General features: G+C 68.9%; 22 protein-coding genes and 1 pseudogene. 6 read left to right on the top strand and 17 right to left on the bottom strand.

Annotated features, from left to right (window positions below):
• The first annotated feature begins 50 nt into the window (after positions 1-50).
• Positions 51-926 carry a hypothetical protein gene (locus tag J6U32_RS14350; protein WP_208790943.1) on the top strand — a complete coding sequence of 292 codons (876 nt, stop codon included), beginning with the start codon at positions 51-53 and terminating at the stop codon, positions 924-926.
• Here J6U32_RS14350 and J6U32_RS14345 read toward each other — a convergent pair.
• The 8 genes and pseudogenes from J6U32_RS14345 to rimP form a co-directional block, all read right to left on the bottom strand.
• Positions 905-2,398 (bottom strand): MATE family efflux transporter, encoded by a 1,494-nt coding sequence (locus J6U32_RS14345; RefSeq protein WP_208790942.1) that lies wholly within the window; start codon positions 2,396-2,398, stop codon positions 905-907. The genes J6U32_RS14350 and J6U32_RS14345 overlap by 22 nt on opposite strands.
• Positions 2,395-3,363 (bottom strand): DHH family phosphoesterase, encoded by a 969-nt coding sequence (locus J6U32_RS14340; protein WP_208790941.1) that lies wholly within the window; start codon positions 3,361-3,363, stop codon positions 2,395-2,397. Before J6U32_RS14340 ends, J6U32_RS14345 begins: the two co-directional genes overlap by 4 nt.
• Positions 3,360-3,863, bottom strand: coding sequence for a 30S ribosome-binding factor RbfA (gene rbfA / locus J6U32_RS14335; RefSeq protein ID WP_208790940.1), 504 nt, complete (start codon positions 3,861-3,863; stop codon positions 3,360-3,362). The genes J6U32_RS14340 and rbfA overlap by 4 nt, the downstream gene beginning before the upstream one ends.
• 95 nt (positions 3,864-3,958) lie before the next feature.
• On the bottom strand, positions 3,959-6,814 hold the full coding sequence (gene infB / locus J6U32_RS14330) for a translation initiation factor IF-2 (protein ID WP_208790939.1): 2,856 nt from the start codon (positions 6,812-6,814) through the stop codon (positions 3,959-3,961).
• Positions 6,815-6,893: 79 nt separating this feature from the next.
• Entirely contained in the window at positions 6,894-7,025 is a 132-nt protein-coding gene (locus J6U32_RS27670; RefSeq protein ID WP_280118991.1) for a hypothetical protein, read from the bottom strand.
• 69 nt (positions 7,026-7,094) lie between these two features.
• Positions 7,095-7,232: pseudogene (locus J6U32_RS27425) on the bottom strand (YlxR family protein); the annotation flags it as partial.
• 90 nt (positions 7,233-7,322) lie between these two features.
• Positions 7,323-8,357: a transcription termination factor NusA gene (gene nusA / locus J6U32_RS14320; RefSeq protein WP_208790937.1), complete on the bottom strand. Its 1,035-nt coding sequence runs from the start codon at positions 8,355-8,357 to the stop codon at positions 7,323-7,325.
• A gap of 142 nt (positions 8,358-8,499) precedes the next feature.
• Positions 8,500-9,045, bottom strand: coding sequence for a ribosome maturation factor RimP (gene rimP, locus J6U32_RS14315; protein WP_208790936.1), 546 nt, complete (start codon positions 9,043-9,045; stop codon positions 8,500-8,502).
• Positions 9,046-9,204: 159 nt separating this feature from the next.
• Here rimP and J6U32_RS14310 point away from each other — a divergent pair, with 159 nt between their 5' ends.
• Positions 9,205-9,756, top strand: coding sequence for a hypothetical protein (locus tag J6U32_RS14310; RefSeq protein WP_208790935.1), 552 nt, complete (start codon positions 9,205-9,207; stop codon positions 9,754-9,756).
• On the top strand, positions 9,753-10,184 hold the full coding sequence (locus tag J6U32_RS14305) for a ferritin-like domain-containing protein (RefSeq protein ID WP_208790934.1): 432 nt from the start codon (positions 9,753-9,755) through the stop codon (positions 10,182-10,184). The genes J6U32_RS14310 and J6U32_RS14305 overlap by 4 nt, the downstream gene beginning before the upstream one ends.
• Positions 10,185-10,220: 36 nt before the next feature.
• Here J6U32_RS14305 and J6U32_RS14300 read toward each other — a convergent pair whose 3' ends face one another.
• Positions 10,221-11,951 (bottom strand): proline--tRNA ligase, encoded by a 1,731-nt coding sequence (locus J6U32_RS14300; protein WP_208796124.1) that lies wholly within the window; start codon positions 11,949-11,951, stop codon positions 10,221-10,223.
• 83 nt (positions 11,952-12,034) lie between these two features.
• Here J6U32_RS14300 and yaaA point away from each other — a divergent pair, with 83 nt between their 5' ends.
• A complete protein-coding gene (gene yaaA / locus J6U32_RS14295; protein WP_208790933.1) occupies positions 12,035-12,775 on the top strand; it encodes a peroxide stress protein YaaA in 741 nt (246 codons plus the stop codon).
• 48 nt (positions 12,776-12,823) lie between these two features.
• On the top strand, positions 12,824-13,537 hold the full coding sequence (locus tag J6U32_RS14290; RefSeq protein ID WP_244331964.1) for a hypothetical protein: 714 nt from the start codon (positions 12,824-12,826) through the stop codon (positions 13,535-13,537).
• A gap of 10 nt (positions 13,538-13,547) precedes the next feature.
• Here J6U32_RS14290 and J6U32_RS14285 read toward each other — a convergent pair whose 3' ends face one another.
• The 4 genes from J6U32_RS14285 to J6U32_RS14270 form a co-directional block, all read right to left on the bottom strand.
• Positions 13,548-15,077, bottom strand: a complete 1,530-nt coding sequence (locus tag J6U32_RS14285; protein WP_208790931.1) for a DHA2 family efflux MFS transporter permease subunit — start codon at positions 15,075-15,077, stop codon at positions 13,548-13,550.
• A gap of 99 nt (positions 15,078-15,176) precedes the next feature.
• A complete protein-coding gene (cobA, locus tag J6U32_RS14280; RefSeq protein WP_208790930.1) occupies positions 15,177-16,418 on the bottom strand; it encodes a uroporphyrinogen-III C-methyltransferase in 1,242 nt (413 codons plus the stop codon).
• A gap of 108 nt (positions 16,419-16,526) precedes the next feature.
• A complete protein-coding gene (locus tag J6U32_RS14275) occupies positions 16,527-16,850 on the bottom strand; it encodes a hypothetical protein (RefSeq protein WP_208790929.1) in 324 nt (107 codons plus the stop codon).
• Positions 16,847-17,842, bottom strand: coding sequence for an acyl-ACP desaturase (locus J6U32_RS14270; protein ID WP_208790928.1), 996 nt, complete (start codon positions 17,840-17,842; stop codon positions 16,847-16,849). The genes J6U32_RS14275 and J6U32_RS14270 overlap by 4 nt, the downstream gene beginning before the upstream one ends.
• Before the next feature lie 141 nt (positions 17,843-17,983).
• Here J6U32_RS14270 and J6U32_RS14265 point away from each other — a divergent pair, with 141 nt between their 5' ends.
• The gene (locus J6U32_RS14265; RefSeq protein ID WP_244331961.1) at positions 17,984-18,718 is read left to right on the top strand and encodes a response regulator; all 735 of its coding nucleotides are present in this window, start codon (positions 17,984-17,986) and stop codon (positions 18,716-18,718) included.
• 13 nt (positions 18,719-18,731) lie between these two features.
• On the opposite strand, the gene J6U32_RS14260 is transcribed toward J6U32_RS14265, so the two are convergent.
• The 4 genes from J6U32_RS14260 to J6U32_RS14245 form a co-directional block, all read right to left on the bottom strand.
• A complete protein-coding gene (locus J6U32_RS14260) occupies positions 18,732-20,381 on the bottom strand; it encodes a GAF domain-containing sensor histidine kinase (RefSeq protein WP_208790927.1) in 1,650 nt (549 codons plus the stop codon).
• On the bottom strand, positions 20,368-21,924 hold the full coding sequence (locus J6U32_RS14255) for a cobyrinate a,c-diamide synthase (protein WP_208790926.1): 1,557 nt from the start codon (positions 21,922-21,924) through the stop codon (positions 20,368-20,370). Before J6U32_RS14255 ends, J6U32_RS14260 begins: the two co-directional genes overlap by 14 nt.
• A complete protein-coding gene (gene cobO, locus J6U32_RS14250; protein WP_208790925.1) occupies positions 21,918-22,535 on the bottom strand; it encodes a cob(I)yrinic acid a,c-diamide adenosyltransferase in 618 nt (205 codons plus the stop codon). The genes J6U32_RS14255 and cobO overlap by 7 nt, the downstream gene beginning before the upstream one ends.
• A 99-nt stretch (positions 22,536-22,634) precedes the next feature.
• Positions 22,635-24,713: a VWA domain-containing protein gene (locus J6U32_RS14245; RefSeq protein WP_208796122.1), complete on the bottom strand. Its 2,079-nt coding sequence runs from the start codon at positions 24,711-24,713 to the stop codon at positions 22,635-22,637.
• Positions 24,714-24,739 lie beyond the last annotated feature (26 nt).

Below are 24,739 nucleotides of genomic sequence, written 5' to 3'. Positions count from 1 at the left end.
CACGATGCCCTTGCCTGAAGATGTCGCGGCGACGTGCCATGATGCCGACCATGAGTTATCCCCACCCTCCCGCGGTCCCCGCAGTGCCGGCGCCGGCCGTCGGTTCGCGGATGCCCGGCGGGCGCGGCCCGTGGTGGGTGCGAGTGCTGATCAGTGCGGCGATCACCGTCCTCCTGTGGGGGCTGTCGCTGGTGATCCTCATCGTCACCGACCGCAATTTCACCGGTTCTTGGGCGAACTTCATCGCGTGGACGGTGATCTATCTACTCTTCGTCGTCATACTCGCGCTCTGGGGACGGACCCTAGTACGCGGCATACTCGGCGCCTTGATCGCCTTCGTCCTACTGACCATCAGTCACGGGCTCGACGCACTGTTCCTCGTGAACGACTTCCACTTGTACGACTGGTACGAAACGATTGCGAACATCGGCACTCCGTTGTTCCTCATCGGAGCGATCGGTGGATGGAGTCTCGCCCGGCGCGCGACAGCCTTCGCGTGGATCGGTGTGATCCCGACGGTCGGAGTTGCGGCGGTCGCGACGTGGGTGCTCAATTATCACCTGCCGGACGTGCCGTACTCGTGGTTCGAACACCACGACTACACCCCCACGTGGTGGTGGTTCGCCTACATGTCTGTTCAGGCGGCGTTCATCATCGCGGGAGTCCTCGCTGTGTGGGCGTGCGACGCCATCGGCCTCGCCATCCGACGGAACCGACCGACCCCGCCCTCCGCGGGCCCGACCGCCACGTGGGGAGCCCAGGGCGTCCAAGCACCGTGGCCACCCTCGTCACCGGCCACATCCGGGCAGCCATCGTGGCCTGGGCAGCAGCCTCTATGGCCCTCTCAGCCACCGCCGGCCTGGCCCACCCCGCCACCGCAGGCGTGGCCAGGTCCGCCACCCACTCAGCCGCCGCCCGGCACCTGATCGGCCCGGCTGCCCGCCGGTGTCGTCGCGCCCACGCGATGCCAGCGTCCCGAGGCGATCCGCAGACACACCGCGACCAGTCGGGCGATCATGAACACCACCAGCCCACTCCACACTCCGGCCAGTCCCCAGTCGAAGATCAGCGACATCCAGATCAGCGGGAGGAAGCCGACGAGTGCGGCGACGAGGGTTGCCGTGCGCAAGAAGGCTGCGTCGCCGCTGCCGAGCAGTACGCCGTCGAGGGCGAACACGACGCCGGCGATCGGCAGCATCGCCACGAAGAACCACCAGGGCACCCCGATCGCGTCGAGCACCACCGTGTCGGAGGTGAACACCTTGGGTAGCGACGTCGCGCCCGCCGCGAACACCGCGGCCATCACCGCGGCGGCGATCACCGAGACCAGGGTCACCCGCCGGGCGACCGAGCGTGCGATGGTCACCGATCCCGCACCCAGTGCTGCCCCGACGAGGGCCTGGGCGGCGATGGCCACCGAATCGAGGAACAGCGACATGAATTCCCAGAGCTGAAGCACCAGTTGGTGTGCGGCCACCTGCGCGACACCGAATCGGGCGGCCACCGCCGCCGCGGAGATGAAACAGATCTGGAACGACAGACTGCGCACGATGAGGTCGCGGGCCATCACCAGTTGCGCTGCGATCATCTGGCGGTTCGGTGCGAAGGCCGCGAACACACTGCCCGACTCCTCGGCAGCCGAAGACCGCACGCTCACCAGTTGCTCACGCACCACGCGCGCGGCGAACAACAGCCCGGTGATCGACTGCCCGATCACGTTGGCGACGGCGCTGCCGATGATGCCGAGCCGCGGGAAGAACCACAGTCCGTGTACCAGACCGACGACGAGCACCGCCGAGATCGCCAGCCCGACAACCACATAGATGATGGGTCGACGTGTCTCCTGAACCCCGCGCATCCAGCCGTTGCCGGCCATCGACAGCAGGATCAGGGGCACACCGAACACCGCGACCCGCACCCACTGCGTCGCATCGGCGGCCACGACCGCCGACGACGACGAGGCGTCGCCCACCAGCGCCGACATCACATACGGCGCAATCGGCCACGCGACGGCGATGATCACCAGCCCCACGGCCACCGCTATCCAACTCGCCTGCACGCCCTCGGCGATCGCACCCGGACGGTCACCGGCTCCGTACCTGCGGGCCGACCGTGCGGTCGTGCCGTAGGACAAGAACGTCAACTGCGTGCTGATGATCGACAGCACCAGAGTCGCCACGGCGAGCGCGGCCAACTCGTCGCCACCCAGCCGACCGACCACCGCGAGATCCAACAGCAGATACAGCGGCGGTGCGATCAGTACCGCGAGAGCCGAGACGGTCAGTATGCCGACCCGACGCACTCCGGCATCGAGCACACCGGCATCGAGCACACCGGCATCCGGGCCTGCGTCCTCCGGGTGTGCGGCCTCGGGATCAGGGGCGTTGCGTTCGGTCACAGGGATCGCCGAAGGCGATCGATCACCTCGTCGGCCGTACCCGTGTCGCTGTAGCCGGAGGCGAGGCGATGTCCGCCGCCGCCATGGGTGCGGGCGATGGGGACCAGATCGACGGTGCTCTTGGAGCGCAACGACACCGTCCACTCACCGGCGTCGATCTCCTTGAACACCGCGGCGACCTCGGCTTCGGCGGTGGTTCGGACGATGTCGATGACGCTCTCCGACTCTTCCCAGCTCATCCCGGCCAACGCCCGGTGGGTCACCACGGCATACACCAATCCCTCACCACCACAAGCAGTTCGGTCGAGCGTTGCGGTGGCGAGAATCTCCGACACCATGCCGAGCCAGCCGAACGGATGCGTGTCGAGCAGCCGGCGACTCCACGTCCGGGAGTCCACACCGGCGTCGACGAGCCGGGCAGCCACCCGGAACGACTCCGGGCACGCCCAGCGGAACGACCCGGTGTCGGTGGTCAGACCTGCGTACAGACAGGTCGCGATGTCCTCATCGAGATCGACGCCGAGGTCGTCGAGTACGCGCAGGACGAGCACCGCGGTGCAGTCGGCGTGCGGATCGACGAAGTCAAGGTCGCCGAAACCGGTGTTCGACGCGTGGTGATCGATGACGATCGTGGTCTCGGCCCCGGTGAAGTGCGACTCGAGTTCACCGAGCCGCGGGCGGCTCGCGGCGTCGACCGACACCACCAACCGACTGCCTCGCAGGGCCGCCGGATCGACGAGCAACTTGTGCCCGGGCAGATCGGCGAAGGCCTCCGGGAGCGACTCCGGGCCGGGATGGGCGACCTCCACGTCCACCCCGAGCCGATCGAGCGCCAACCCGAGCGCCAACCCGCTGCCGATGGTGTCGGCGTCGGGTCGGACGTGACACAGGATGGTCACCGGACCGTTGTCGTCGGCGACCTGCCGGATGGACTGCGCGATCGCCGCACTCGAGGCTGCGGTCACGCGTGATCGCCGTCCTTGTCACCATGCTCGGGGTCATCAAGTTCGGGGTCACCATGCTCGGGTTCGTCGTGACCGGGCACCCGGTAGGGATCGGCCTCACCCGCCGGCCTCGCCTCGGCGGCACGCCGCGCGACGAGTTCATCACTCGCCCGCGCTCGCGCCACCAACTCCTCCATGTGCCGCGCGGCGTCGGGAACGGTGTCGAGGACGAAGGTGAGCGTCGGGGTGAAACGCACCCCGGTGCCCGCGCCGACCTTGGACCGCAGGATTCCGGTCGCCTTCGCCAGACCGGCCGCGGCGGCCTCGTAGTCCGGCTCGGTGTCCAGGGTCTCGCCCATCACCGTGTAGAAGACCGTCGCGTCATGCAGGTCACCGGTGACGCGCGCGTCGGTGATGGTCACATGGGCCAGCCGCGGGTCCTTGATGTCGTGCGAGATCGCCGACGCGACGATCGACGAGATCCGCTTGGCCAGCCGTTGTGCTCGTGCCGGATCAGCCATGATTGTCCTTCCCGAAGGGATCGAAAGGCGCTCCCCTCCCGCGTGGTGCCTGGGCGGCACGCTCGCGGAAGGGGAGCACTCGAGAGTGGTACGCGTCAGTCGCGCGGCTTCTCCTGGAGCTCATAGGACTCGATGACGTCGTCGACCTTGATGTCGCTGTACGTCAGTGTGAGACCACATTCATAGCCCTCGCGTACCTCGGTCGCATCGTCCTTCTCCCGCTTGAGCGAGGCGATGGTGAGGTTCTCCGCGACGACCACGTTGTCACGCAGCAGACGTGCCTTGGCGTTGCGGCGCACGATGCCCGACTGCACCAGACAGCCGGCGATGTTGCCGACCTTCGACGACTTGAAGATCGCGCGGATCTCGGCGCGGCCGAGTTCCACCTCTTCGTAGATCGGCTTGAGCATGCCCTTGAGCGCACTCTCGATCTCGTCGATCGCCTGGTAGATCACCGAGTAGTACCGGATGTCGACACCCTCGCGGTTGGCCAGCTCGGTCGCCTTGCCCTCCGCTCGGACGTTGAATCCGATGATGATCGCGTCCGAGGCCGCGGCCAGGTTCACGTTGGTCTCGGTGACACCACCGACACCGCGGTCGATGACCCGCAACGAGACCTCATCACCCATGTCGATACCGAGCAGCGCCTCTTCGAGGGCCTCGACGGTACCGGAGTTGTCGCCCTTGAGGATCAGGTTCAGCTGGCTGGTTTCCTTCAGCGCCGAATCGAGGTCCTCGAGGCTGATCCGCTTGCGGCTGCGTGCGGCCAGCGCGTTGCGCTTGCGCGCATTGCGGCGGTCGGCGATCTGACGCGCGATGCGGTCTTCTTCGACGACGAGCAGGTTGTCACCGGCACCGGGCACCGAGGTGAAGCCGATGACCTGCACCGGCCGCGACGGCAGAGCCGCCTCGATGTCGTCGCCGTGCTCGTCGACCATGCGACGCACACGACCGTAGGCGTCACCGGCAACGATCGAATCGCCGACGTGCAGCGTGCCGCGCTGAATGAGCACGGTCGCCACCGGTCCACGTCCGCGGTCGAGGTGGGCCTCGATGGCCACGCCCTGGGCGTCCATGTCGGGATTGGCACGCAGGTCGAGCGACGCGTCCGCGGTCAGCAACACCGCTTCGAGCAGTTCGTCGATGTTGGTGCCCTGCTTGGCCGAGATGTCGACGAACATCGCCTCACCGCCGTACTCCTCGGGGATCAGGCCGTACTCGGTGAGCTGACCCCGGATCTTCTGCGGGTCGGCGCCTTCCTTGTCGATCTTGTTGACCGCCACCACGATCGGCACATCGGCCGCCTGCGCGTGGTTGATGGCCTCCACCGTCTGCGGCATGACGCCGTCGTCGGCCGCGACCACCAGGATCGCGATGTCGGTGGCCTTCGCACCGCGGGCACGCATGGCGGTGAACGCCTCGTGACCGGGGGTGTCGATGAAGGTGATCAACCGGTCGTCGCCGTTGAGGTGCGTGTTGACCTGGTAGGCACCGATGTGCTGGGTGATGCCGCCGGCCTCGCCCTCGCGGACACTGGCGTTACGGATCGTGTCGAGCAGTCGGGTCTTACCGTGATCGACGTGACCCATGACGGTCACCACCGGCGGACGCTGCTCGAGATCTTCCTCGTCGCCCTCGTCCTCGCCGTAGCTCAGGTCGAAGCTCTCGAGTAGCTCGCGGTCCTCGTCCTCGGGGCTGACCACCTGGACGGTGTAGTTCATCTCCGAACCGAGCAGCTCGAGCGTCTCGTCATTGACCGACTCGGTCGCGGTGACCATCTCACCGAGATTGAACAGCGCCTGGACCAGCGATGCCGGGTTGGCGTCGATCTTGTCGGCGAAGTCCGACAACGATGCGCCGCGGGCGAGCCGGATGGTCTCACCGTTGCCGCGCGGCAGCCGGACGCCACCGACGGCCGGCGCCTGCATCGAATCGTATTCCTGACGCTTCTGCCGCTTCGACTTACGGCCCTTGCGCGGGGCACCACCGGGTCGACCGAAGGCGCCTGCGGCACCGCCGCGGCCACGTCCGCCGCCACCGGGACGGCCGCGGAAACCGCCACCACCGGCGGGAGCACCACCGGGAGCGCCGCCACCGCCGCCGCGGTATCCACCGCCACCGCCGCCGCGGTTTCCACCGGGGCCGCCGCTACGACCACCCGGACGGGCGTCGGGACGGGCGGCACGACTGGGCATCGCACCCGGATTCGGGCGCGGGGGCATGTTGCCCGGGCTCGGACGGGGACCGCCCTGACCGGGAGCCGGACGCGGTCCGCCCGGGCCGGGTCGGCCACCCTGGGCACCGGGACGACCACCGCCGGGACGGGGACCGCCCTGGCCCGGGCCGGGACGACCGGCCGGGGGTCGAGGTGCCGGCGCGGGCGCCGACGAGTACGGGTTGTTGCCGACACGCGGCGCACGGGGGCCCGGCTTCGGACCACCGGGACGCGGTCCCGGCGTCGGTCCGCCCGGCTTCTGGGCCGGTGCGGGCTGCTGTGCGGGCGGCGCGGACCGCTGGGCGGCCGCGGGTGTCGGGGCCGCCGGCTTCGGTGCAGCCGGCGTCGCCGGGGCCGCCTGTGCGGCGGCGGGCGTCGGAGCTGCGGGGGCCGGGGCCGCCGGGGCCGCGGCCGGCTGCGGGGCCGGACGGGTTTGCTCGGTACGAGCCGGGGCCTTCTGCTCGGCTGCCGGTGCCGGCTTGGGGCCGCCGGGCTTGGCGCCCGGACGCGGACCCGCGCCGGGCTTGGGGGCGGAACCGTTGGTGCCGGGCTTGGGCGCCGACGAACCGCCGTCTTTGTTCGGGAATGATTCGCGGAGTCGACGGGCCACCGGGGCCTCGACGGTCGACGACGCGGATTTGACGAACTCGCCCTGTTCCTTGAGTCGCTCGAGCACCTGTTTGCTCGTCACGCCCAGTTCCTTGGCCAGTTCATGCACGCGGGCCTTGCCTGCCACTGCTCTCCTCACTTGGAGGCCGAGCGGGCTGCCCGCTACGGCCTCGGATTACGTCCGATACGTGCTCATCGTGGTGACTTCACGGTGTGCTCATGTCTTCTGCTACCTGTTCCGGCCCGGTATCGGGCCTGCTGTCGTCCGTGGTCGGTGATGGTGCTGTTGCACCGATCACTTCTGCACCGAACACTTCTACGAGGTCGTCGGGGTTCACGACGAGACGCGACGCCCTCAATGCCGGGGCGAACGCTCGCCGCCGCACCGCGGCGGACACACAGTCCTCCCGCGGATGCAGCCACGCACCCCGTCCCGGCATGGTCTTCGCGAGATCGACCGCGATCGTGGGCCCGTCGGCACCCTCTCGGGCGACGACGCGGACCAGTGCGGTGATGTCGGTACGGGACCGACATCCGATGCACATCCGAATCGGACGACCCCGACGGCCATCGTCGGGTGACGAGGTCGACGGCTTTCGCTGAACCATCGCTCAGTCTAGCGCTAGTGACCGCGACTAGGACAATCGGCTGCCGCCGGGCGTGCCCGAGCCGGCGGCTCGGGCGTCGTCGGCGTCGGATCGGATGTCGATGCGCCATCCGGTCAGCCGCGCGGCGAGCCGCGCGTTCTGTCCTTCTTTGCCGATGGCCAGCGACAACTGGTAATCCGGCACCACGACCCGCGCTGCCTTGGCGGCGAGGTCGACGACCTCGACGGAGACAACCTTCGCCGGTGACAACGCATTCCCGACGAACACCGCCGGGTCGGTGTCGAAGTCGATGATGTCGATCTTCTCCCCGGCGAGCTCACTCATCACGTTGCGGACCCGCTGGCCCATCGGCCCGATGCACGCCCCCTTGGCATTGAGCCCACTGACGCCGGTGTGCACGGCGATCTTCGACCGGTGTCCGGCCTCTCGGGCCACCGCCACGATCTCCACCGACCCGTCCTCGATCTCCGGCACCTCCAGGGAGAAGAGCTTGCGCACGAGATTGGGGTGGGTGCGCGACAGGGTGATCTGTGGTCCGCGCTGTCCGCGGCTGACGCCGACCACGTAGCACTTGATGCGATCGCCGTGGGTGTAGGTCTCACCGGGAACCTGCTCGGCGGACGGGATGATGCCCTCGGTGGCATTGGCCTCGTTGCCGATCTGCACCACGACCATGCCGCGGGCGTTCGCCCGGGCATCCTGCTGCACGACGCCACCGACGATCTCACCCTCGTGGGCCACGAGATCGCCGAAACTCTTCTCGTTCTCCGCGTCACGCAGCCGTTGCAGGATGACCTGCCGGGCGGTGGTCGCCGCGATACGCCCGAACCCCTCGGGGGTGTCGTCGTATTCGTGGACGACCTCACCGTGCTCGTCGAGTTCCTGGGCCATCACCCGGACGGCACCGGTCTTGCGGTTCACGTCGATCCGCGCGTGCGGCGCGAATCCGTCGGTGTGGCGGTAGGCGGTCAACAGTGCCGTCTCGATCGCGGTGATCACCGTATCGGTCGGGATACCCTTGTCGGACTCGATCATCCGCAGCGCGTTGATGTCGATGTTCATTGCTCGTGGACTCCTATTCACTTGTCGGCGTATTCACTTGTCACATGGTCGTTCTCGATGGCCGGACCCACATGGTTCGGTGTATCCCGCCATCGGTGCACATCCCACAGTTCGGTGCACATCTCACAGTTCGGTGCGTAGCTCACAGTTCTGCGGTGCCGGGTTCACGACGCCGCGCGATCTCCTCGTCGTCGAGGCCGCACCGGGTGAGTTCGGCCACACTCGGACGCGAGAAGTCGACCTCGACGACCGCGCGGTCGACGGCGTCGAAGCGGACAGATTCCACGGCTATCCGCCCGCGGTGATTGACGACGATCTCGACGGCCTCGTCGTCGAGCGCGCCGATACGCCCGGTGATCGAGGCGCCGTCGACATCTCTGATCGCGACCTTGCGTCCACGTGCCCGCCGCCAATGCCGTGGCAGGGTGAGCGGCCGGCCGACGCCCGGCGAGGTGACCTCCAGCGTGTACGGGTCGTCGGAGAGATCGTCGTGGGCGTCGAGCGTGTCGGAGATGTCGCGGGTCAACTCACCGAGCAGGTCGAGGTCGGTGCCGGCGTCGGAATCGACGATCACCCGGATCTCGTCGGTGCCCGCGGAGGTCGAGACGATCACGTCCTCGAGGTCGAGTCCGCGATCGGTGACGAACTCACCGACGAGTTCGCGGACCCTCATCCGGTCGATGGTCACCGTGATCTCCCTCGTCTTCAGTTGTCCGGTTCACCCGTGGCGTGCAGCCCGTGCGGCTGCGCTGGCGCCCATCCATCGTAGAGGACACCTCAGGGGCTCGACGAAGTGCGCACGAACGGGCGTGCCGCGACCACCGTCGGGCTACGCCCGACTGGCATCATGTGTCGGGTGAGTCTCCCGCACCCCGATGAACCGACCGGCCGGTCCGCCGGCGTATCTCGTCGAACCCTGCTGCGGGGCAGTGCCGTCGCGGGCATCGGGGTGGTCACCGTCGCCGTGGCGGCGGGGTGCGATCGCGGACCCGATCCCGCCGAGACCACCGCACAGGCGCTGCTGCCCCTCGCACGCTCGGCGCTGGCCGACGCAGCCGCGGCGCGGGCTCTCGCCCCGCAGGTGACCGACTATTCGGCGGCCCTCGGCGTGATCGCCGAGCAGCGGGCGCAGCACGCCCAGGCGTTGCGCGAGGAGATCACACGACTCGACCAGACCCTCACCGGCCAGATCGAACCGTCCGGGACCGCCTCGTCGAGTGCCGCTGCGCCCGGCACACCCACCCAGGCGGCGAACTCGCTGGAAGGTCTGCGCTCATCTCTGAGTTCGTCGGCGAAGGCGGCGCGAACGGCGGCCATCGCATTGTCGGGGTACTCGGCCGGTCTGGCCGGGTCGATCAGCGCCTCGACGACAACCCTCGCGGAGGTTCAGCTGGCATGAGTCCCACCACCGACTCCCTGACCGACGCCGCAGATGCCGAGAACGCGGCGATCTTCACCTACGGCGTGCTCACCGCGTTCGTCTCGGCGTCCCGCCGCTCGACGGTCGACGACAACCTCGTCGCGCACCGCGCAGCCCGCGACGCCGTCAACGATGCGCTCACCAAAGCCGGTGGTACGCCTCCGGAACCGGCGGCGGGCTACACCTTGCCGCTGACGGTGAACGACCCGGTGAGTGCCGCCAAGGCGGCGCTGGCCGCCGAGGTCGACTGCACCGTCGCCTATCGCTCGGTGCTCGAGAAGGCCGATTCCGGTTCTGCCCGGACCCTCGGTGTCGACCAGCTCACCGGGTCGGCATCACGGGCCGCGGATTGGCGGATCGCCTTGGGCGACAAGCCCACCACCGTGGCCTTCCCGGGACAGCGCTGACCGGCCGACCGGCCGACTCCGATCCGCCCGGCGCCCTCAGCCGCGGACGGTGGCGGTGATGGCGTCGACCGCTTCGGCCACCGCCACCTCCACCGAGTCCCCGGAGAAGCGGTCGCGCACCTCGACGACCCCGTTGGCGTAGCCGCGCCCGACGACGACAACCGTTGGCATACCCAGCAATTCGGCGTCCTTGAACTTGACCCCCGGTGAGGCCTTGCGGTCGTCGAGCAGTACCTCGAGGCCCGCGGCATCGAGGTCGGCGGCCAGTGCCTGCGCACCGTCGATTGCCGCCTGATCCTTGTTCGCGATGACCAGGTGTACGTCGAACGGCGTGACCGCGCGCGGCCACCGCAGCCCCTTGTCGTCATGCCATTGTTCGGCCAGCACCGCGACGAGCCGGGACACACCGACGCCGTAGGACCCCATCGTCAGGCGCACGGGCTTGCCGTTCTCGCCGAGGACGTCGACCTCGAAGGCGTTGGTGTACTTCTGGCCGAGCTGGAAGATGTGGCCGATCTCGATGCCCTTGGCGCTCACCAGCTCACCCTTGCCGTCCGGCGACGGGTCGCCGTCACGCACCTCGGCGGCCTCGATGGTGCCGTCGGGCGTGAAGTCTCGGCCGGCCACCAATCCCACCACGTGATGGTTCGGTTCGTCGGCTCCGGTGATCCACGACGATCCGTCGCCGATGCGCGGATCGACGAGGAAGCGAACCCCGTTGGCCGCCAATCCCTTCGGCCCGATGTAGCCCTTGGTGAGGAACGGGTTGGCGGCGAAGTCGGCATCGGTGAGCAACTCGACCTCGGCGGGCTCCAGCGAGGCCTCGAGGCGCTTGAAGTCAACCTCCCGATCCCCGGGAACCCCCACACCGAGGAGTTCCCAGTCACCGCCGGGTTCGCGGACCTTGACCATCACGTTCTTGAGGGTGTCCGCGGCGGTGAACGTTCCCTCGAGAGTCGCATTGGCCCAGGCCACCAGGGTGTCGATGGTCGGGGTGTCGGGCGTCCGGTGCACCTTTGCCGGCGGCAACCCGTCGAACGGGATGGGTTGCGCCGCAGGGGTGATGACGGCCTCGACATTGGCGGCGTAGCCCGATTCCGGGCATCGGACGAAGGTGTCCTCACCGACCTCGCTCTCGGCGAGGAACTCCTCGGACGCGCTGCCGCCCATCGCGCCGGAGGTGGCGGCGACGATCACATAGCGCACCCCGAGGCGGGCGAAGATCTTCTGATAGGCCTCGCGGTGGGCGTGATAGCTGGACTTGAGTCCGTCGTCGTCGAGGTCGAACGAGTAGGAGTCCTTCATCACGAACTCGCGGCCACGGAGGATCCCGGCGCGCGGCCGCTCCTCGTCGCGGTATTTGGTCTGGATCTGATACAGGATGACCGGCAGATCCTTGTAGGAGGAGTACTCCCCCTTGACCAGCTGGGTGAAGAGTTCCTCGTGGGTCGGGCCGAGCAACATGTCGGCGCCCTTGCGGTCCTTGAGGCGGAACAGCGCATCGCCGTACTCGGTCCAGCGGCCGGTCTCCTCGTAGGGATCACGCGGCAGCAACGCGGGCAGCAGGATCTCCTGGGCGCCGATGGCGTTCATCTCCTCGCGCACCACCTGCTCGACCGCCTTGAGCACCCGCAGTCCCAGCGGCAACCAGCTGTAGACGCCGGGTGCGGCTCGCCGCACGTAGCCGGCACGGACCAACAGCTTGTGGCTGGGGACCTCGGCGTCGGCCGGGTCGTCGCGCAGCGTCCGCAGGAACAGATTCGACATGCGTGTGATCACGGGTCAGAAGTCTAGTCGGGCCCGCGACCCGGTTTCCCCGGCCCGCCCGGCGCGGTCGATACAGTGTTGCGGTGCTTGTCATCCTGCCGCCCTCCGAGACGAAATCCGATGGTGGCGACGGTCCACCGCTGAACCTCGACGCCCTGTGGTTCACCGAGCTCACCCCCATCCGCAAGCGCCTCGCCGACGCACTCGTCGAGCTGTCCGCCGACCTCGACGCGAGCCGTGACGCACTCGGGTTGGGCAAGACCCAGCTCGCCGAGGTCGACCGCAACGCCGACCTGTGGCACTCGCCGACACGCCCGGCCATCGAGCGCTACACCGGTGTCCTCTACGACGCTCTCGATCACCGCGGGCTGACCCGTGCGGGCAAGGCCAAGGCTGCCGACCGGCTCGCTATCGGCTCGGCACTGTTCGGCGTCGTGCGCTCGACCGATCCGATCCCGGCCTACCGACTCTCCGGGGGCTCGAAGCTCCCCGGACTCCCGACGTTGGCGTCGGTCTGGAAGCCGGAGCTCTCATGCGCCCTCGACACCGTCGACGACCTCGTCGTCGACCTGCGATCGGGGATTTATCAGCAACTCGGCCCGGTGTCCGGGGCGATCACCGCGACGGTGGTGACCGAGGCCGCCGATGGCAGCCGAAAAGTGGTGAGCCACTTCAACAAACACTACAAAGGCCTGATTGCCCGCGAATTGGTGCGCACACGTCGCACGGTGCGTGACGTCAATGCGCTGGCCGCGGTCCTCGCCGATGCGGGGCAACGTGTGGAGATCGCGCGAGCCGACGAGATCGTGGTGATCACGGACTAGGGCCCCACATTCGCGTTAACGTTTGCCGTGTTAACTATAGTGGCGGTCATGTCCGAGCCGATGTTCGTGTGCAATATCGATCCGCGCACCCGCGACATGCGCGACGAACCGTTCGCGCACGAGAACCTCGACGCCTTCGTGCAGCGGTGGCCCGGTGTCGACGTCGCCGTGTCCCCCGACACCGTGACCTTCGACCGGACCCCCGGTCCGGAGCGCGCGGAGACCGTCCTCGACGTGTTGACCACCGTGGGCGGGACCGCCCTCGGCGCCCATCTGCCGGTGGCGATCAGTTGCGATCGTGCCTGGTTGGGTGCCGATCATCCCCCGATGACCACCCTGGTCCTGGTTCGCGACGCCGACGAGATCCGCGACGCGTTGACGATGGACGCGGTGCATCCGGGCATCTACGACGGCCCGCGCTCGAGCCTGCGGATGGTGCGCCGTTGGTCCGACGAGCATGTCGCGACCGCGCTGGGCGGCAATGTCTTCCTCAGGATCGACGGCGAGCACGTTCACATCTGGGGCCGATGGTTCGAGACGACACCACAGATCTTCATCGGAGGCGCGCTGCACGACGCCGGTGGTGTGCGCACGTGGACCGCGCGCTGGGGTGCGCCGCCGACCGAGTTACAAGCCGGCCTGACCTACGCGGCCGACGGGTGGGTGATGCACCCCGAACTGTCGCGACTTCGCCTGATCGGTCACGGGGTCGAACTGATCGTCACCGGACCGCAGAAGATCTCGGTGCGCCCGGCACGCTGACGACGTCCGGCTACGACTGCCTCGAACTCACGTCGTCGACGTCGAGGGTGGCGTTGGCGGCTTCCTGCGCCGCCTGCCCCTCGGCAACCTCTTCGGGGGTGAACCGCATGAACAGGACGACGACGGCCGCGACGACCGCTATCCCCGCGCAACACGCGAATCCCAGGCCGTAGCCATCAGCCTGAGCGGCGAGCTGGGTGGCGTTCATCGTTTCCACCGGCGCGGTGGTGCCCCCTTGCGAGAGCGCGCGGGAGGTGACCATCGCCCCGACCACGACGAGTCCGACGGCGCCGCCGAGATTTTGGGCGACCTGCGCGAGCGCGGTGAGCGGACCGATCTCGGTCGGCTCGACCCCGGCGATCACCGACAGGGTCAGCGGGATGACGGCGAGGCCGACGCCGAATCCGATCACCACGACCGGGATCGCGATGCTCGGGAAATAGCTGGGCATCTCGGTGGCGATCGACGACGCGTACAGGCAACCGGCGAGGATGACGGCACCACCAACGAGCACCAGCCAGCGCGGCTGGATCATCAGGGCGAGTTTGGAGGCGATCGCCGCGGCCACCCCGAGGCCCACCGCGAACGGCACCACCGCCAGACCACTCTGGATCGGCGTGTACTTGAGGATTCCCTGCAGGTACAGCGAGATGAACACCGCCATGCACATCATGATCATGCTGGCCAGCAGGATCGCACCGAGCGCCGCGACCCGGCTGCGGTTGTCGAACAGTCGCAGCGGCAGGATCGGATTGGCCGCGCGTCGCTCCCAGACGATGAAGGCGACCAACGCCAGCCCGCCCAGGATGAACGACCCGACGACGATGGGCCTGTCCCACCCGTTCGGGCCGTCGCTGACCGCGAGCACCAGCAAGGTGCAGCCCAGCGTGGCCAGTACCGCACCGGGGACATCGAGGGGCATCCGCTCCCCCTGCGACTCGCGCAGGGCGAACAGCGCGCCCACCACCACCGCGAGTCCGATCGGGACATTGATCAGGAAGACCAGGCGCCAGGAGATCTGGGTCAGCACGCCGCCCAGGATGAGGCCGGCGACCGATCCCACACCGGTCATCGCGGCGTAGATCGCGAAGGCCTGGCTACGCGGTTTCCCGGGTGCGAAGGTCGTCGCGACCAGCGCCATCGCGGTCGGTGCGGCAATGGCCGCCGAGGCGCCCTGCAGCGCTCGGCCGATGACCAGACTCTCCTCGTTCCAGGCCAACCCGCACAGCAGGGAGGTCGCGGTGAACGCGGCCACGCCGAGGATGAACATCCGTTTGCGGCCGAAGGCGTCGCCGAGACGGCCACCGAGGAGCATCAGCCCACCGAAGGCCAGGACGTAGCTGGTGATGACCCAGTTCGCCGACGACTCGCTCAGGGAAAGGCTGTCGCGGATACGCGGCAGGGCAAGCGCGGCGACGGTGCCGTCGAGCACCATCAGCAGTTGCATCCCCGACAGCACCAGGATCGCCAGACCGAACACCGGCCGGTACTGGTCCGACGGCGCCGTGGTGGCATCGCTCGACGCCGAGAATGTCGACATACCGGTCGACGCTACCGCCGACGGGCTCGACTATGCCAATCCCCGTTGACGTATCGCCGTCCACCAGGTGGCACGTGGGCGCACCCGGTCGGCGGTGTGTCAGGTGAACGCGAGCACGTCATCGGCGTCGGTGAAGCCCGCCACGTCGCCGATGACGACGATCGCCGGCGGGCGCAGCCCCTCGCTCTGCGCGGTGTCCGCGGCGTGCGCGAGATCGGTGCGGAGCACTCGCTGCGTGGGTAGCGAGCCGTTCTCGATCATCGCGACCGGCGTGTCGCCGGGGCGCCCGCCGGACAGCAGCGCCTGCGCGAACTTCTCCACCCGCTCCACCGCCATCATCAGCACGAGAGTGCCGCGCAGTCGCGCGAGCGCCGACCAATCGGTCAGCGAGTCGGGGTGATCGGGCGCCACATGGCCCGACACGATGACCACCTCGTGTGTCACACCGCGATGCGTCACCGGGATACCCGCGGCCGAGGGCACCGAGATGGGACTGGCGATGCCCGGGACCACCGACACCGGGACCCCCGCGGCCACACACGCCTGTAATTCCTCGAAGCCGCGACCGTAGACGTAGGGGTCGCCACCCTTGAACCGCACGACGAACTTGCCCTCCTTCGCCTTCGCGACGAGGACATCGTTGATGGCTTCCTGCTTCATCGCCCGTCCGTACGGGACCTTCGCGGCGTCGATGATCTCGACCTGCGGTCCCAACGCCGCCAGCAGCTCCGGCGGTGCGAGTCGATCGGCGACGACCACGTCCGCGGCCATCAACAACCGCAATCCGCGGACCGTGATGAGGTCGGGGTCGCCGGGGCCGCCGCCCACCAGCGCCACGCCGGGCGGGTGCGGGGCCTCGTCGACCTGGAGATCGCCGTCGGCCAGCGCCCGGCCGATCGCCGCGCGCAGGGCCGCCGACAACTTGTGATCACCGCCGGCGATAACCCCGAACTGGACGTCTCGGTGCCGACCGGAGGCCGGGGTTACCGCGGTGCCGAACCGGGCGTCGTCGGCGCGCACACAGAACGTGTGCCGACGCTCCGCCTCGGCCACCACCGCGGCGTTCACCTCGGGGTCATCGGTGCAGGCCATCGCATACCAGGCACCGTCGAGGTCACCGTCGGCGTAGGCCCGCCGGTGCAGGGTGATGCCGGCGAACGATTCGACCGCCGGAGTCGGCTCGAGGGCCACCACATGGACCTCGGCCCCGCACGCCACCAGATTCGGCAGGCGTCGCTGGGCCACCGATCCCCCGCCGACCAGGACTACCTTGCGGCCCATCAGGTCCAGACCCGACAGATAGTGCGGATGGCCCGATCCGGGGTGTGCGGCTGCAGACATGAGAAGAACCGTACCGACTGCGCGCCGATCGGCAGCGCTCAGATCTCCCGGGGTACGACCGGTGTTCCACCGGGGCCGGCGGACTCGTCGTTCACCCGGTGGGATCGGTCACAGGGGGAGTTCGCCGGTTCGTCGGATGTGCGCCCAGACATCGGCCGCCGGCACACCGAGACGGTGCGCCGCCGCCTCGAGCAGCGCTCCGAGCAACACCGAACTGCAGTACTCCCCCGCCGCCGGGTCCGCTGCGTGGGCCCGAATCTCGTTCCACCACGTCGGATTGTGGCTTGCGGCGGCCTCGGCCATCGCGATGGCCGCGTCGAAGCCGTCCGGCACATCGGGCGCCGACGGCGCCGAGTCGCACGACCCGCAACACTGCCCGCAGCCATCGCCGGTGTCGGCCAACAGGTTCCGCGGGTTGTCGATCACCGTCATGCGCCGGCCCTGGCCTTGCGCTCTTCGCGTTCGAGGGCGCGCTCGCGGGCGCGTTCGAACTTCTCGACCTTGACGCTCATCTCCTGGAGATACTCGGCGAGCTTGTCCCGATACATCTGGCCGAGCGGGCCGAAGTCGTCGCGCTCGAAGATGCGCCACTTGCGCAGCACCGGCATCACCACCTCCGAAAGGTGTTGCGGGAGATCGTAGATACCGCCCTTGGCGATCAGGACGGCGTTGCGGCGGAAGTTGGGCATGGTGGCACCGGGCATCTGGAAGTTCGACACGATGCCGTAGATCGCACACATCGCCTGATCGGGAACGAGGTCGAGCGCACCGGCGACGATGTTGCGGTAGAAGAGCATGTGCAGGTTCTCGTCGGCGGCCACGCGCTGCAGCATGCGATCGGCGATGGGGTCGCCGCAGGCCTTGCCGGTGTTGCGGTGGCTCACACGTGTCGCGAGTTCCTGAAAGCTGACGTAACTGACCGCGAAGAGCATGTCGAAGCTGTGGTCGCGCTGGCCGTCGTCCTCGGGCAGCGGATTGAATCCGTGCGTCATGTGTTGCAGGCGGATCTCTTCGAGTTCAACGGGATCCACGCCTCGGGTGACGACGAGGTAGTCACGCATCACCGTCGAATGCCGCATCTCCTCGGCGGTCCAGCGCCCCACCCAGAAGCCCCACGCGTCGTCGAGGGTGAAGTTCTCGGCGATGACCCGGTGATAGGAGGGCAGGTTGTCCTCGGTGAGCAGGTTGGTGATCATCGCGGCCTTGGCGACCTCGGACAGCTTCGACTGATCGGGGTCCCAGTCGAGGCCACCGAGCGCGGCGAAGTTGCGACCGTTGTCCCACGGAACGTAATCGTGCGGATGCCAGTCCTTGGTCATCTTCATATGACGCTCGACTTCGGCCTCACAGACCGGCAGCAGTTCGCGCAGCAGGTCCGACCCGGTCATCCCGGTGTCGCTTGCGGATCCGATGAGGGTTGTCACTTCGCAGCTCCTAAGTTGGCGATTCGCGTACCCGTGGGTTCCACTCTTGCGAAACCTCACCAGTCCCACGTGAGCCGAAGGTCCCGGATGAGTGGGGACCGACGTCGCGTTCTTCGGCGTCGGGTGCGGTAATTTCGTGTCATGGCCACAGACCCGCGCCCACCCCAGGCCACCCCCGCCGCACCGACACCCGACAACCCGACCGCCGCGGAGCGATCCGACGCCGGTCCCGAACATCCCGTGCGGGTTTTTCTCGTCGACGACCACGAGCTCGTCCGCCGCGGACTACGTGATCTGCTCGGCACCGCCGAGGACATCGAGGTGGTCGGTGAGGCGGCGACCGTGGCCGAGGCGCGGGTGGGCATCCTCGCCGCCCGACCCGACGTCGCCGTCCTCGACGTCCGGCTGCCCGATGGCAACGGTGTGGAGCTCTGTCGTGACGTGCGCGCCGCCGAACCGTCGGTGCGCTGCCTGATGCTGACCAGCTATGCCGACGACGACGCGTTGCTCGCCGCGGTGCTCGCCGGCGCATCGGGTTTCGTGCTCAAACAGATCCTCGGCCGCAACCTGGTGGCCGCGGTTCGCACCGTCGGGCGCGGCGGATCGCTGCTCGACGACCGCAGCACCGCGGCCCTGCTGGCCAAGATCCGGGACGGAAAATCGCAGGCCGATCCGCTCGCGGAGCTGACCCATCAGGAACGTGAGGTCTTCAACCTGATCGGCGACGGTCTGACCAATCGGCAGATCGCACAGAAGATGTTCCTCGCGGAGAAGACCATCAAGAATTACGTCTCACGCATCCTGGCCAAGCTCGACATGCAGCGCCGCACCCAGGTCGCGGTGATGGCCACCAAGATCCGCGACGGCAAGGCCTGATCGGCACGCACCCTCAGGAGGGGGTCAGTGGCACCGACCAGGTCAGCGTCGTGCCGCCGTGGCCGTGGGGTGTGCCGCCCCGGGTGTCGATGTCGAAGGTCCCGTCGCACTCCTCGGCGCGACGGGTGAGGTTGGCCAGTCCGCGATAGGTGACCGACTTGTCGATGCCCACGCCGTCGTCGCTGATCTCCACCCGCAGGACGTCGTCGGCGCTGACCGACACCGAGATGTGTTCGGCACCGGAGTGTCGCAGTGCATTCGACAAACCCTCGCGCAGCACCGCGTCGATGTGCGGACCGAGTGTGTCGGGCACGACGGTGTCGACCGGGCCGACGAACTGCACACTCGGTGCGATCGGCGCGTGGGCCGACAACTCGGAGACGATGTCGAGCACGCGTCGGCGCAGCGTCGAGGTGTCGTGGTGACCGGAGACGGTCTGCAGGTCGAAGATCGAGGTGCGGATCTGCGCGATGGTCCGATCGAGGTCGGTCATCACCTGATCGAGCCGGTTGCTGACCGAGTCGTCGACCGAGCAGGCCCCGTTCTCCCGGGCCGCCTGCAGGGTCTGCACCGACATGCCGATGGCGAACAGCCGCTGGATGACGTGATCGTGGAGGTCGCGTGCGATCCGATGGCGATCCTCGAGAACCTCGAGATCGCGCGCCATCTGTTGCTGTTCGGCGTACACGACGGCCAGGGACACGATTTCGGCCACACCGGCGAGACCCGAGATCTCCTCTTCCTCCCAGAACGGCTTGCGTTCGGAGGTGATGACCACCCACCCGAAGGTCCCCGACACCCGGTGCAGCGGCTGCAGTGTCACCCATCGCGCACCCCGGGCGGTCAGGTCCGGGCCCACCTCGTCGGCGGGCAGCACCGTCATCTCCGACGAGGACGGCACCTTCAGTACGGTCGGATCGAGTCCGGCGCGGGTGGCGCCCTCCACCGCCAGTTCGCCCTCTTCGTCGGTGATCAGGTACACGTCGACGGCACCGACGAGTTCGCGCACATCCGAGCACATGCGGGACAGGGTGTCCGACAACGCGATTCCGGCGAGCGGCTCGGACCCGCGACGCACCAGGATCTGCATCCACCGGTGTCGCGTGCGGGCGCGCTCGAACAGTTGCGCGTTGTCGACGGCGATCCCGGCGGCCACCGCGAGGACCGCGACGAGTGTCTCGTCGAGTTCGGAGAACCCGCCACCGCCACGTTTCTCGGTCAGATAGATCCGACCGTAGATCGAACCGCGGATGATCACCGGGGCACCGAGGAAGGTGGTCATCGGCGGATGATGCGGCGGGAATCCCACCGACGCAGGATGTTTCGCGAGATCGGGAATCCGCAGCACATGTGGGTCGTCCATCAGCACCGCGAGCACGCCGCGACCGACCGGCAATGCCCCCATCAGCGCCCGTTGCTGCGGCGTGATCCCGGTCCACACGAATTCGCTGAGGCCGCCGTCGGGGCCGCGGACACCGAGGGCGCCGTACTGGGCGTCGACCACACCGACCGCGACCTCCACGATGCGCTGCAGCGCATGGTCGAGTTCGAGCCCCTGCCCGACGAGCAGCACCGCCTCGAGCAGATCCCGCAGGATGTCGGGGTTGTCGACGCCGTGCGACGCGAGTGCGTCGAGCGCCTTGGTCACCTCATGGGCCGGCATGGCTGCTCTCCTCTCGTCGCCGGGTGGCGATGTGCGGCGCGTGGGGCCGGGTCGCCGGAGGCACACTCGGCGAGACCCGTTGTGCTGCGCGCCGATCGGCGGCCCGAACGAACCGGAGGATCGCTCGCGGCACGGCCACCGGATGCACGTGCAGGTACGACGCGTGGACCGAGCCCGCCCCGATGCCGTCGGCGGCCGGTCGGCCCGCCCCGTCACGCCACGCCCAGGCAGGTTGCGCCGCAACGAGTTCGACGGTCGACCGATGGAATTCGTGGCCGGTGACCCGGCTGCCCGCCGGGTACAGCACCGAGTCGGCGACGGCGACCGCGTCGCGGTAGCCGAGGGTCAGGCGCGGACCGAACCGACCGACTCCGTCGATCACCCCGGCCATCGGATACCCGTCGAGTTCGCGACACAGATACAGAAGTCCGGCGCATTCGGCGTGAATCGGCCCACCGGACCGGGCGAGCGTATCGATGTCGTCGCGCAGACCTGTGTTCGACGACAGCTCCGCGGCGTGTTCCTCGGGGAACCCACCTCCGAGGACGAGGCCGGAGGTCCCCTCGGGTAGCCGATCGGTCAGTGGGTCGACGTCGACGGTCTCGGCGCCCGCGGCCCGCAGCATCTCCGTGTGTTCGGCATACCCGAAGGTGAACGCCGCGCCGGCGGCGACCGCGATGATCGGCTTGGCCGCGGGCGGATCGGTGGGGCCGGCCACCTCGGCCAGCGTGTCCTCGGGCGACCACGCCGGCGGCGACGGTGCGGTGCGGGTACGCGCGGCGGCGACGATCGCGGGGACGTCCAGACCCGCCGACACGGTCGCGGTCATCGCAGCCACCGCGGCCACCGCGTCGGCACTGCGTTCGGCGGCCGGGATGAGCCCGAGGTGACGCGAGGGCACCGTGAGGCTCGGATCACGGTGCAGCACACCGAAGACCGGGAGCCCGACGCGACGACACGCCTGTCGCAGCACCGCCTCGTGACGGGGTGAGCCGACCCGGTTGAGGATGACACCGGCGATCCGGGCCGTCGGAGAAAAGCCGAGGAAGCCGTGCAGCAGCGCGGCCAGCGACTGGCTGTGCCCGGCGGCGTCGACGACCAGGATGATCGGCGCGCCGATCAGGGCGGCGACGTGCGCGGTGGAGCCGATCCCGTTCGGGTCGCCGCCGTCGGGATCACCCGCCACGTCATCGCCACGGTCGCCTTCGTGGCAACCGTGGGCACCGATGCCGGTGATCCGACCGTCGAACAGGCCCATCACGCCCTCCACGACGGCGATGTCGGCGCCTCGGGTGCCCCAGGAGAACAGTGGCGCGACGAGGTCGGCGCCGACGAGGTTCGGGTCGAGGTTGCGTCCGGTCCGGCCGGCGGCCAGGGCATGGTAGCCGGGGTCGATGTAGTCGGGGCCGACCTTGAACGGAGCAACGCGGTGCCCGGCCGCCCGCAGTGCCCCGATCAGGCCGGTGGTCACCGTGGTCTTGCCGCTACCCGAGGCGGGCGCGGCGATCACCACGGCGGGGATCGAGGCTGGGCCGGTCACCACTCGATGCCCTTCTGCCCCTTGCGTCCGGCATCCATGGGGTGAGTGATCTTGTGCATCTCGGTGACGAGGTCGGCGGAGTCGATGAGTGCCTGCGGGGCGCGGCGACCGGTGATCACCACGTGCTGGCGTCCGGGTCGCTCCCGCAGCGCGGTCACGACGTCGTCGGTGTCGATCCATCCCCAATGCAACGGGTAGGTGAACTCGTCGAGGACGTAGAAATCGTGTTCGGCGGCGGCGAGCCGGCGCGCGATCTCCGCCCACCCCGCGCGGGCGGCCGCGGCGTGATCGTCGGCGGCATCGGTGTTGGCGCGCAGCCACGACCACCCCTGTCCCATCTTGTGCCACTCGACGGGCCCGCCCTGCCCGGTGGATTCGTGGAGCTCGCCGAGCGCGGTCAGCGCCGACTCCTCACCGACCCGCCATTTCGCGCTCTTGACGAACTGGAACACCGCCACCTTCATGCCGGCGTTCCATGCGCGCATCGCCATCCCGAATGCCGCCGTCGACTTGCCCTTGCCGTCGCCGGTGTGCACGGCCAGGACCGGCATGTTCCGTCGTTGTCGGGTGGTGAGCCCGTCATCGGGTATCGCGGTGGGGACGCCTTGCGGCACGTGCCTTCTCCTTGTTCGCCGATCGAATCCGGTTGTCCGTCCAGGGTGTCACGTCCGGCGCGGCGATGTGGCCGAGCGGACGTGTGCGGCGGTGTGCGCTCAGGCTGCAGGACTGCCGATCCGCGCCGCCGATGCGGCGCTCGGGCGGCCCGATCGTCCCAGGGCCGCCAACCCCAGGTCGTCCATCGGGATCAGGTCGGCGCGCAGGTGGGCGGCGAGATCGGCGGCCAGGCCCAGCCGCACCATTCCCTGCTCGCAGTCGACGACGACGCCGTCGATCCCCTGCCGTGCGATCGACGCGGCTGCGGCACGCGCGCGTACCGCGGCATCCGGCCCGGCGGTGGCGCGCCCATCGGTCAGGACCACGAGCAGCGGACGTCGCTGGGGTTCGATGCGGCGGCCACGGGCGATCAGCTCCTCGGCGGCCAGCAGACCCTCGGCCAGCGGGGTCCGCCCACCGGTCCGGACCGACGACAGCCGACGTACGGCGATGTCGACCGACTTGGTCGGCGGGACGACCAGTTCGGCGCGGGCACCGCGCGCGACAATCACCGCCACCCGATCCCGTCGGGTGTAGGAGTCGCGCAGCAGATCCACACACAACTCGCTGACCACGCCGAGCCTGCGGCGAGCGGTCATCGATCCACTCAGGTCGACGACGAAGACGACGAGGTTGCTCTCCTGCCCGATCCGATGGGCGCCGCGCAGGTCCTCTCGGCGCACCCGAACGCGTCCGTCCTCGGCCCCCCGGCCGGCGGCGCTGAGTACCGTGCCGAACAGGTGGACCGGTGTTTCGGCACCGAATTCCGTTGCGGCGACGGTGTATCCGCGTCGGCTGCGCGCCGCCGAACGACGGCCCGGCTCACCGTCGCCGATCCCGGCGACGGTGAGCCTGCGCATGCGCGGCGTGGTCGTCGAGTCGGTCGGCGCACCGAAGACACCGCCCGGCCGCGGGCCCAGGGTGGGCCGACCCGAGGCGTCGGATTCGGGCTCGCCGGACGCCGAGCCATCGGCAGCCGGATCGCTGGGAGCCGAATCGTCGGTCGGCATGGGTGATTCGGCGGGGTCGGCTGCCGCACCGTCCGGTCCGCCCCCATCCGGTCCAGCCCCAACCGGACCGTCCCCGTCCGGTCCGTCGGTCGTCGGCGCATCCCCGTCCGGCCCGCCGCCATCCGGCGGTTCCGGGGTGTCGTCCGGGCCCGCGGCATCGTCACCGGCCGCGAGTGCGTCGGCGAGTTCCTGATCATCCAGACCCGACTCGTCGAACGGGTTACGCCGACGCCGGTGCGGCAGTGCGAGTTCCACCGCCACACGAACATCGTCGGCGTCGACCTCCGAGGCGCCGCGCAACGCGGCGTGGGCCGTTGCCGTGCGCGCGACCACGATGTCGCCGCGCAGTCCGTCGACCTGTAGGTGCGCGCAGATACCGGCGATCCGTCGTAGCTGCGCGGTCGGCAACTCCACGTCGTCGACGAGTCGGCGGGCGTGTGCGATCTGTTGTGCCAGTTCGTCTTCTGCGGCGGAATAGGCGGCCGCGAACGCATCGGGGTCGGCGTCGAACGCCATCCGCCGACGAACGATCTCGACTCGCTCGTCCACATCGCGGCCGGCGCTCACGTCGACCGCCAGTCCGAAGCGGTCCAGCAACTGCGGACGGAGTTCGCCCTCCTCGGGATTCATCGTGCCGACGAGGACGAAGTCGGCGGACTGGGTGTGCGAGACGCCGTCACGCTCGATCGTGACCCGACCACTCGCGGCCGCGTCGAGCAACACGTCGACGAGATGATCGGCAAGCAGGTTGACCTCGTCGATGTAGAGCACTCCGCCGTCGGCGCGCGCGAGCAGCCCCGGCGTGAACTCGGCCCGGCCGTCGCGGAGCACCCGCGTCAGATCCAGCGACCCGATCACCCTGTCCTCGGTGGCCCCGATCGGCAGCTCGACGACCCGACCCTGCTGATCGGTCTGCCCCTCGCCGATGAGGGGGCCGAGTCCGCGCACGATGGTGGATTTCGCGGTGCCCTTCTCCCCGCGGATCAGCACACCCCCGATGCCCGGCGAGACGGCGCTGAGGATCAGGGCCAGTTTGAGCCGGTCCTGCCCCACCACCGCGGTGAAGGGGTAGCGGGTCACCGGAGGTGACGACGGGTCTGCGGTGACGAGGCCGGTCTCCGGGCTCACCGTTTCTGAACTCACCGTCTCGGCAC

Origin of the sequence: Gordonia polyisoprenivorans (assembly GCF_017654315.1) — a bacterium.
GTDB lineage: Bacteria > Actinomycetota > Actinomycetes > Mycobacteriales > Mycobacteriaceae > Gordonia > Gordonia polyisoprenivorans_A.
The sequence above is the reverse complement of the archived record's forward strand: the minus strand, read 5'-3'. Positions and strand labels throughout refer to the sequence as shown.

Bases quoted from the DNA above. Each gene is read 5' to 3' on its own strand.
- J6U32_RS14350 (WP_208790943.1), top strand. From the start codon at position 51: ATGAGTTATCCCCACCCTCCCGCGGTCCCCGCAGTGCCGGCGCCGGCC.
- rbfA (WP_208790940.1), bottom strand. From the start codon at position 3,863: ATGGCTGATCCGGCACGAGCACAACGGCTGGCCAAGCGGATCTCGTCG.
- nusA (WP_208790937.1), bottom strand. From the start codon at position 8,357: ATGAACATCGACATCAACGCGCTGCGGATGATCGAGTCCGACAAGGGT.
- J6U32_RS14310 (WP_208790935.1), top strand. From the start codon at position 9,205: ATGTGTCGGGTGAGTCTCCCGCACCCCGATGAACCGACCGGCCGGTCC.
- J6U32_RS14305 (WP_208790934.1), top strand. From the start codon at position 9,753: ATGAGTCCCACCACCGACTCCCTGACCGACGCCGCAGATGCCGAGAAC.
- J6U32_RS14300 (WP_208796124.1), bottom strand. From the start codon at position 11,951: ATGTCGAATCTGTTCCTGCGGACGCTGCGCGACGACCCGGCCGACGCC.
- J6U32_RS14290 (WP_244331964.1), top strand. From the start codon at position 12,824: ATGTCCGAGCCGATGTTCGTGTGCAATATCGATCCGCGCACCCGCGAC.
- J6U32_RS14285 (WP_208790931.1), bottom strand. From the start codon at position 15,077: ATGTCGACATTCTCGGCGTCGAGCGATGCCACCACGGCGCCGTCGGAC.
- cobA (WP_208790930.1), bottom strand. From the start codon at position 16,418: ATGTCTGCAGCCGCACACCCCGGATCGGGCCATCCGCACTATCTGTCG.
- J6U32_RS14275 (WP_208790929.1), bottom strand. From the start codon at position 16,850: ATGACGGTGATCGACAACCCGCGGAACCTGTTGGCCGACACCGGCGAT.
- J6U32_RS14265 (WP_244331961.1), top strand. From the start codon at position 17,984: ATGGCCACAGACCCGCGCCCACCCCAGGCCACCCCCGCCGCACCGACA.
- J6U32_RS14260 (WP_208790927.1), bottom strand. From the start codon at position 20,381: ATGCCGGCCCATGAGGTGACCAAGGCGCTCGACGCACTCGCGTCGCAC.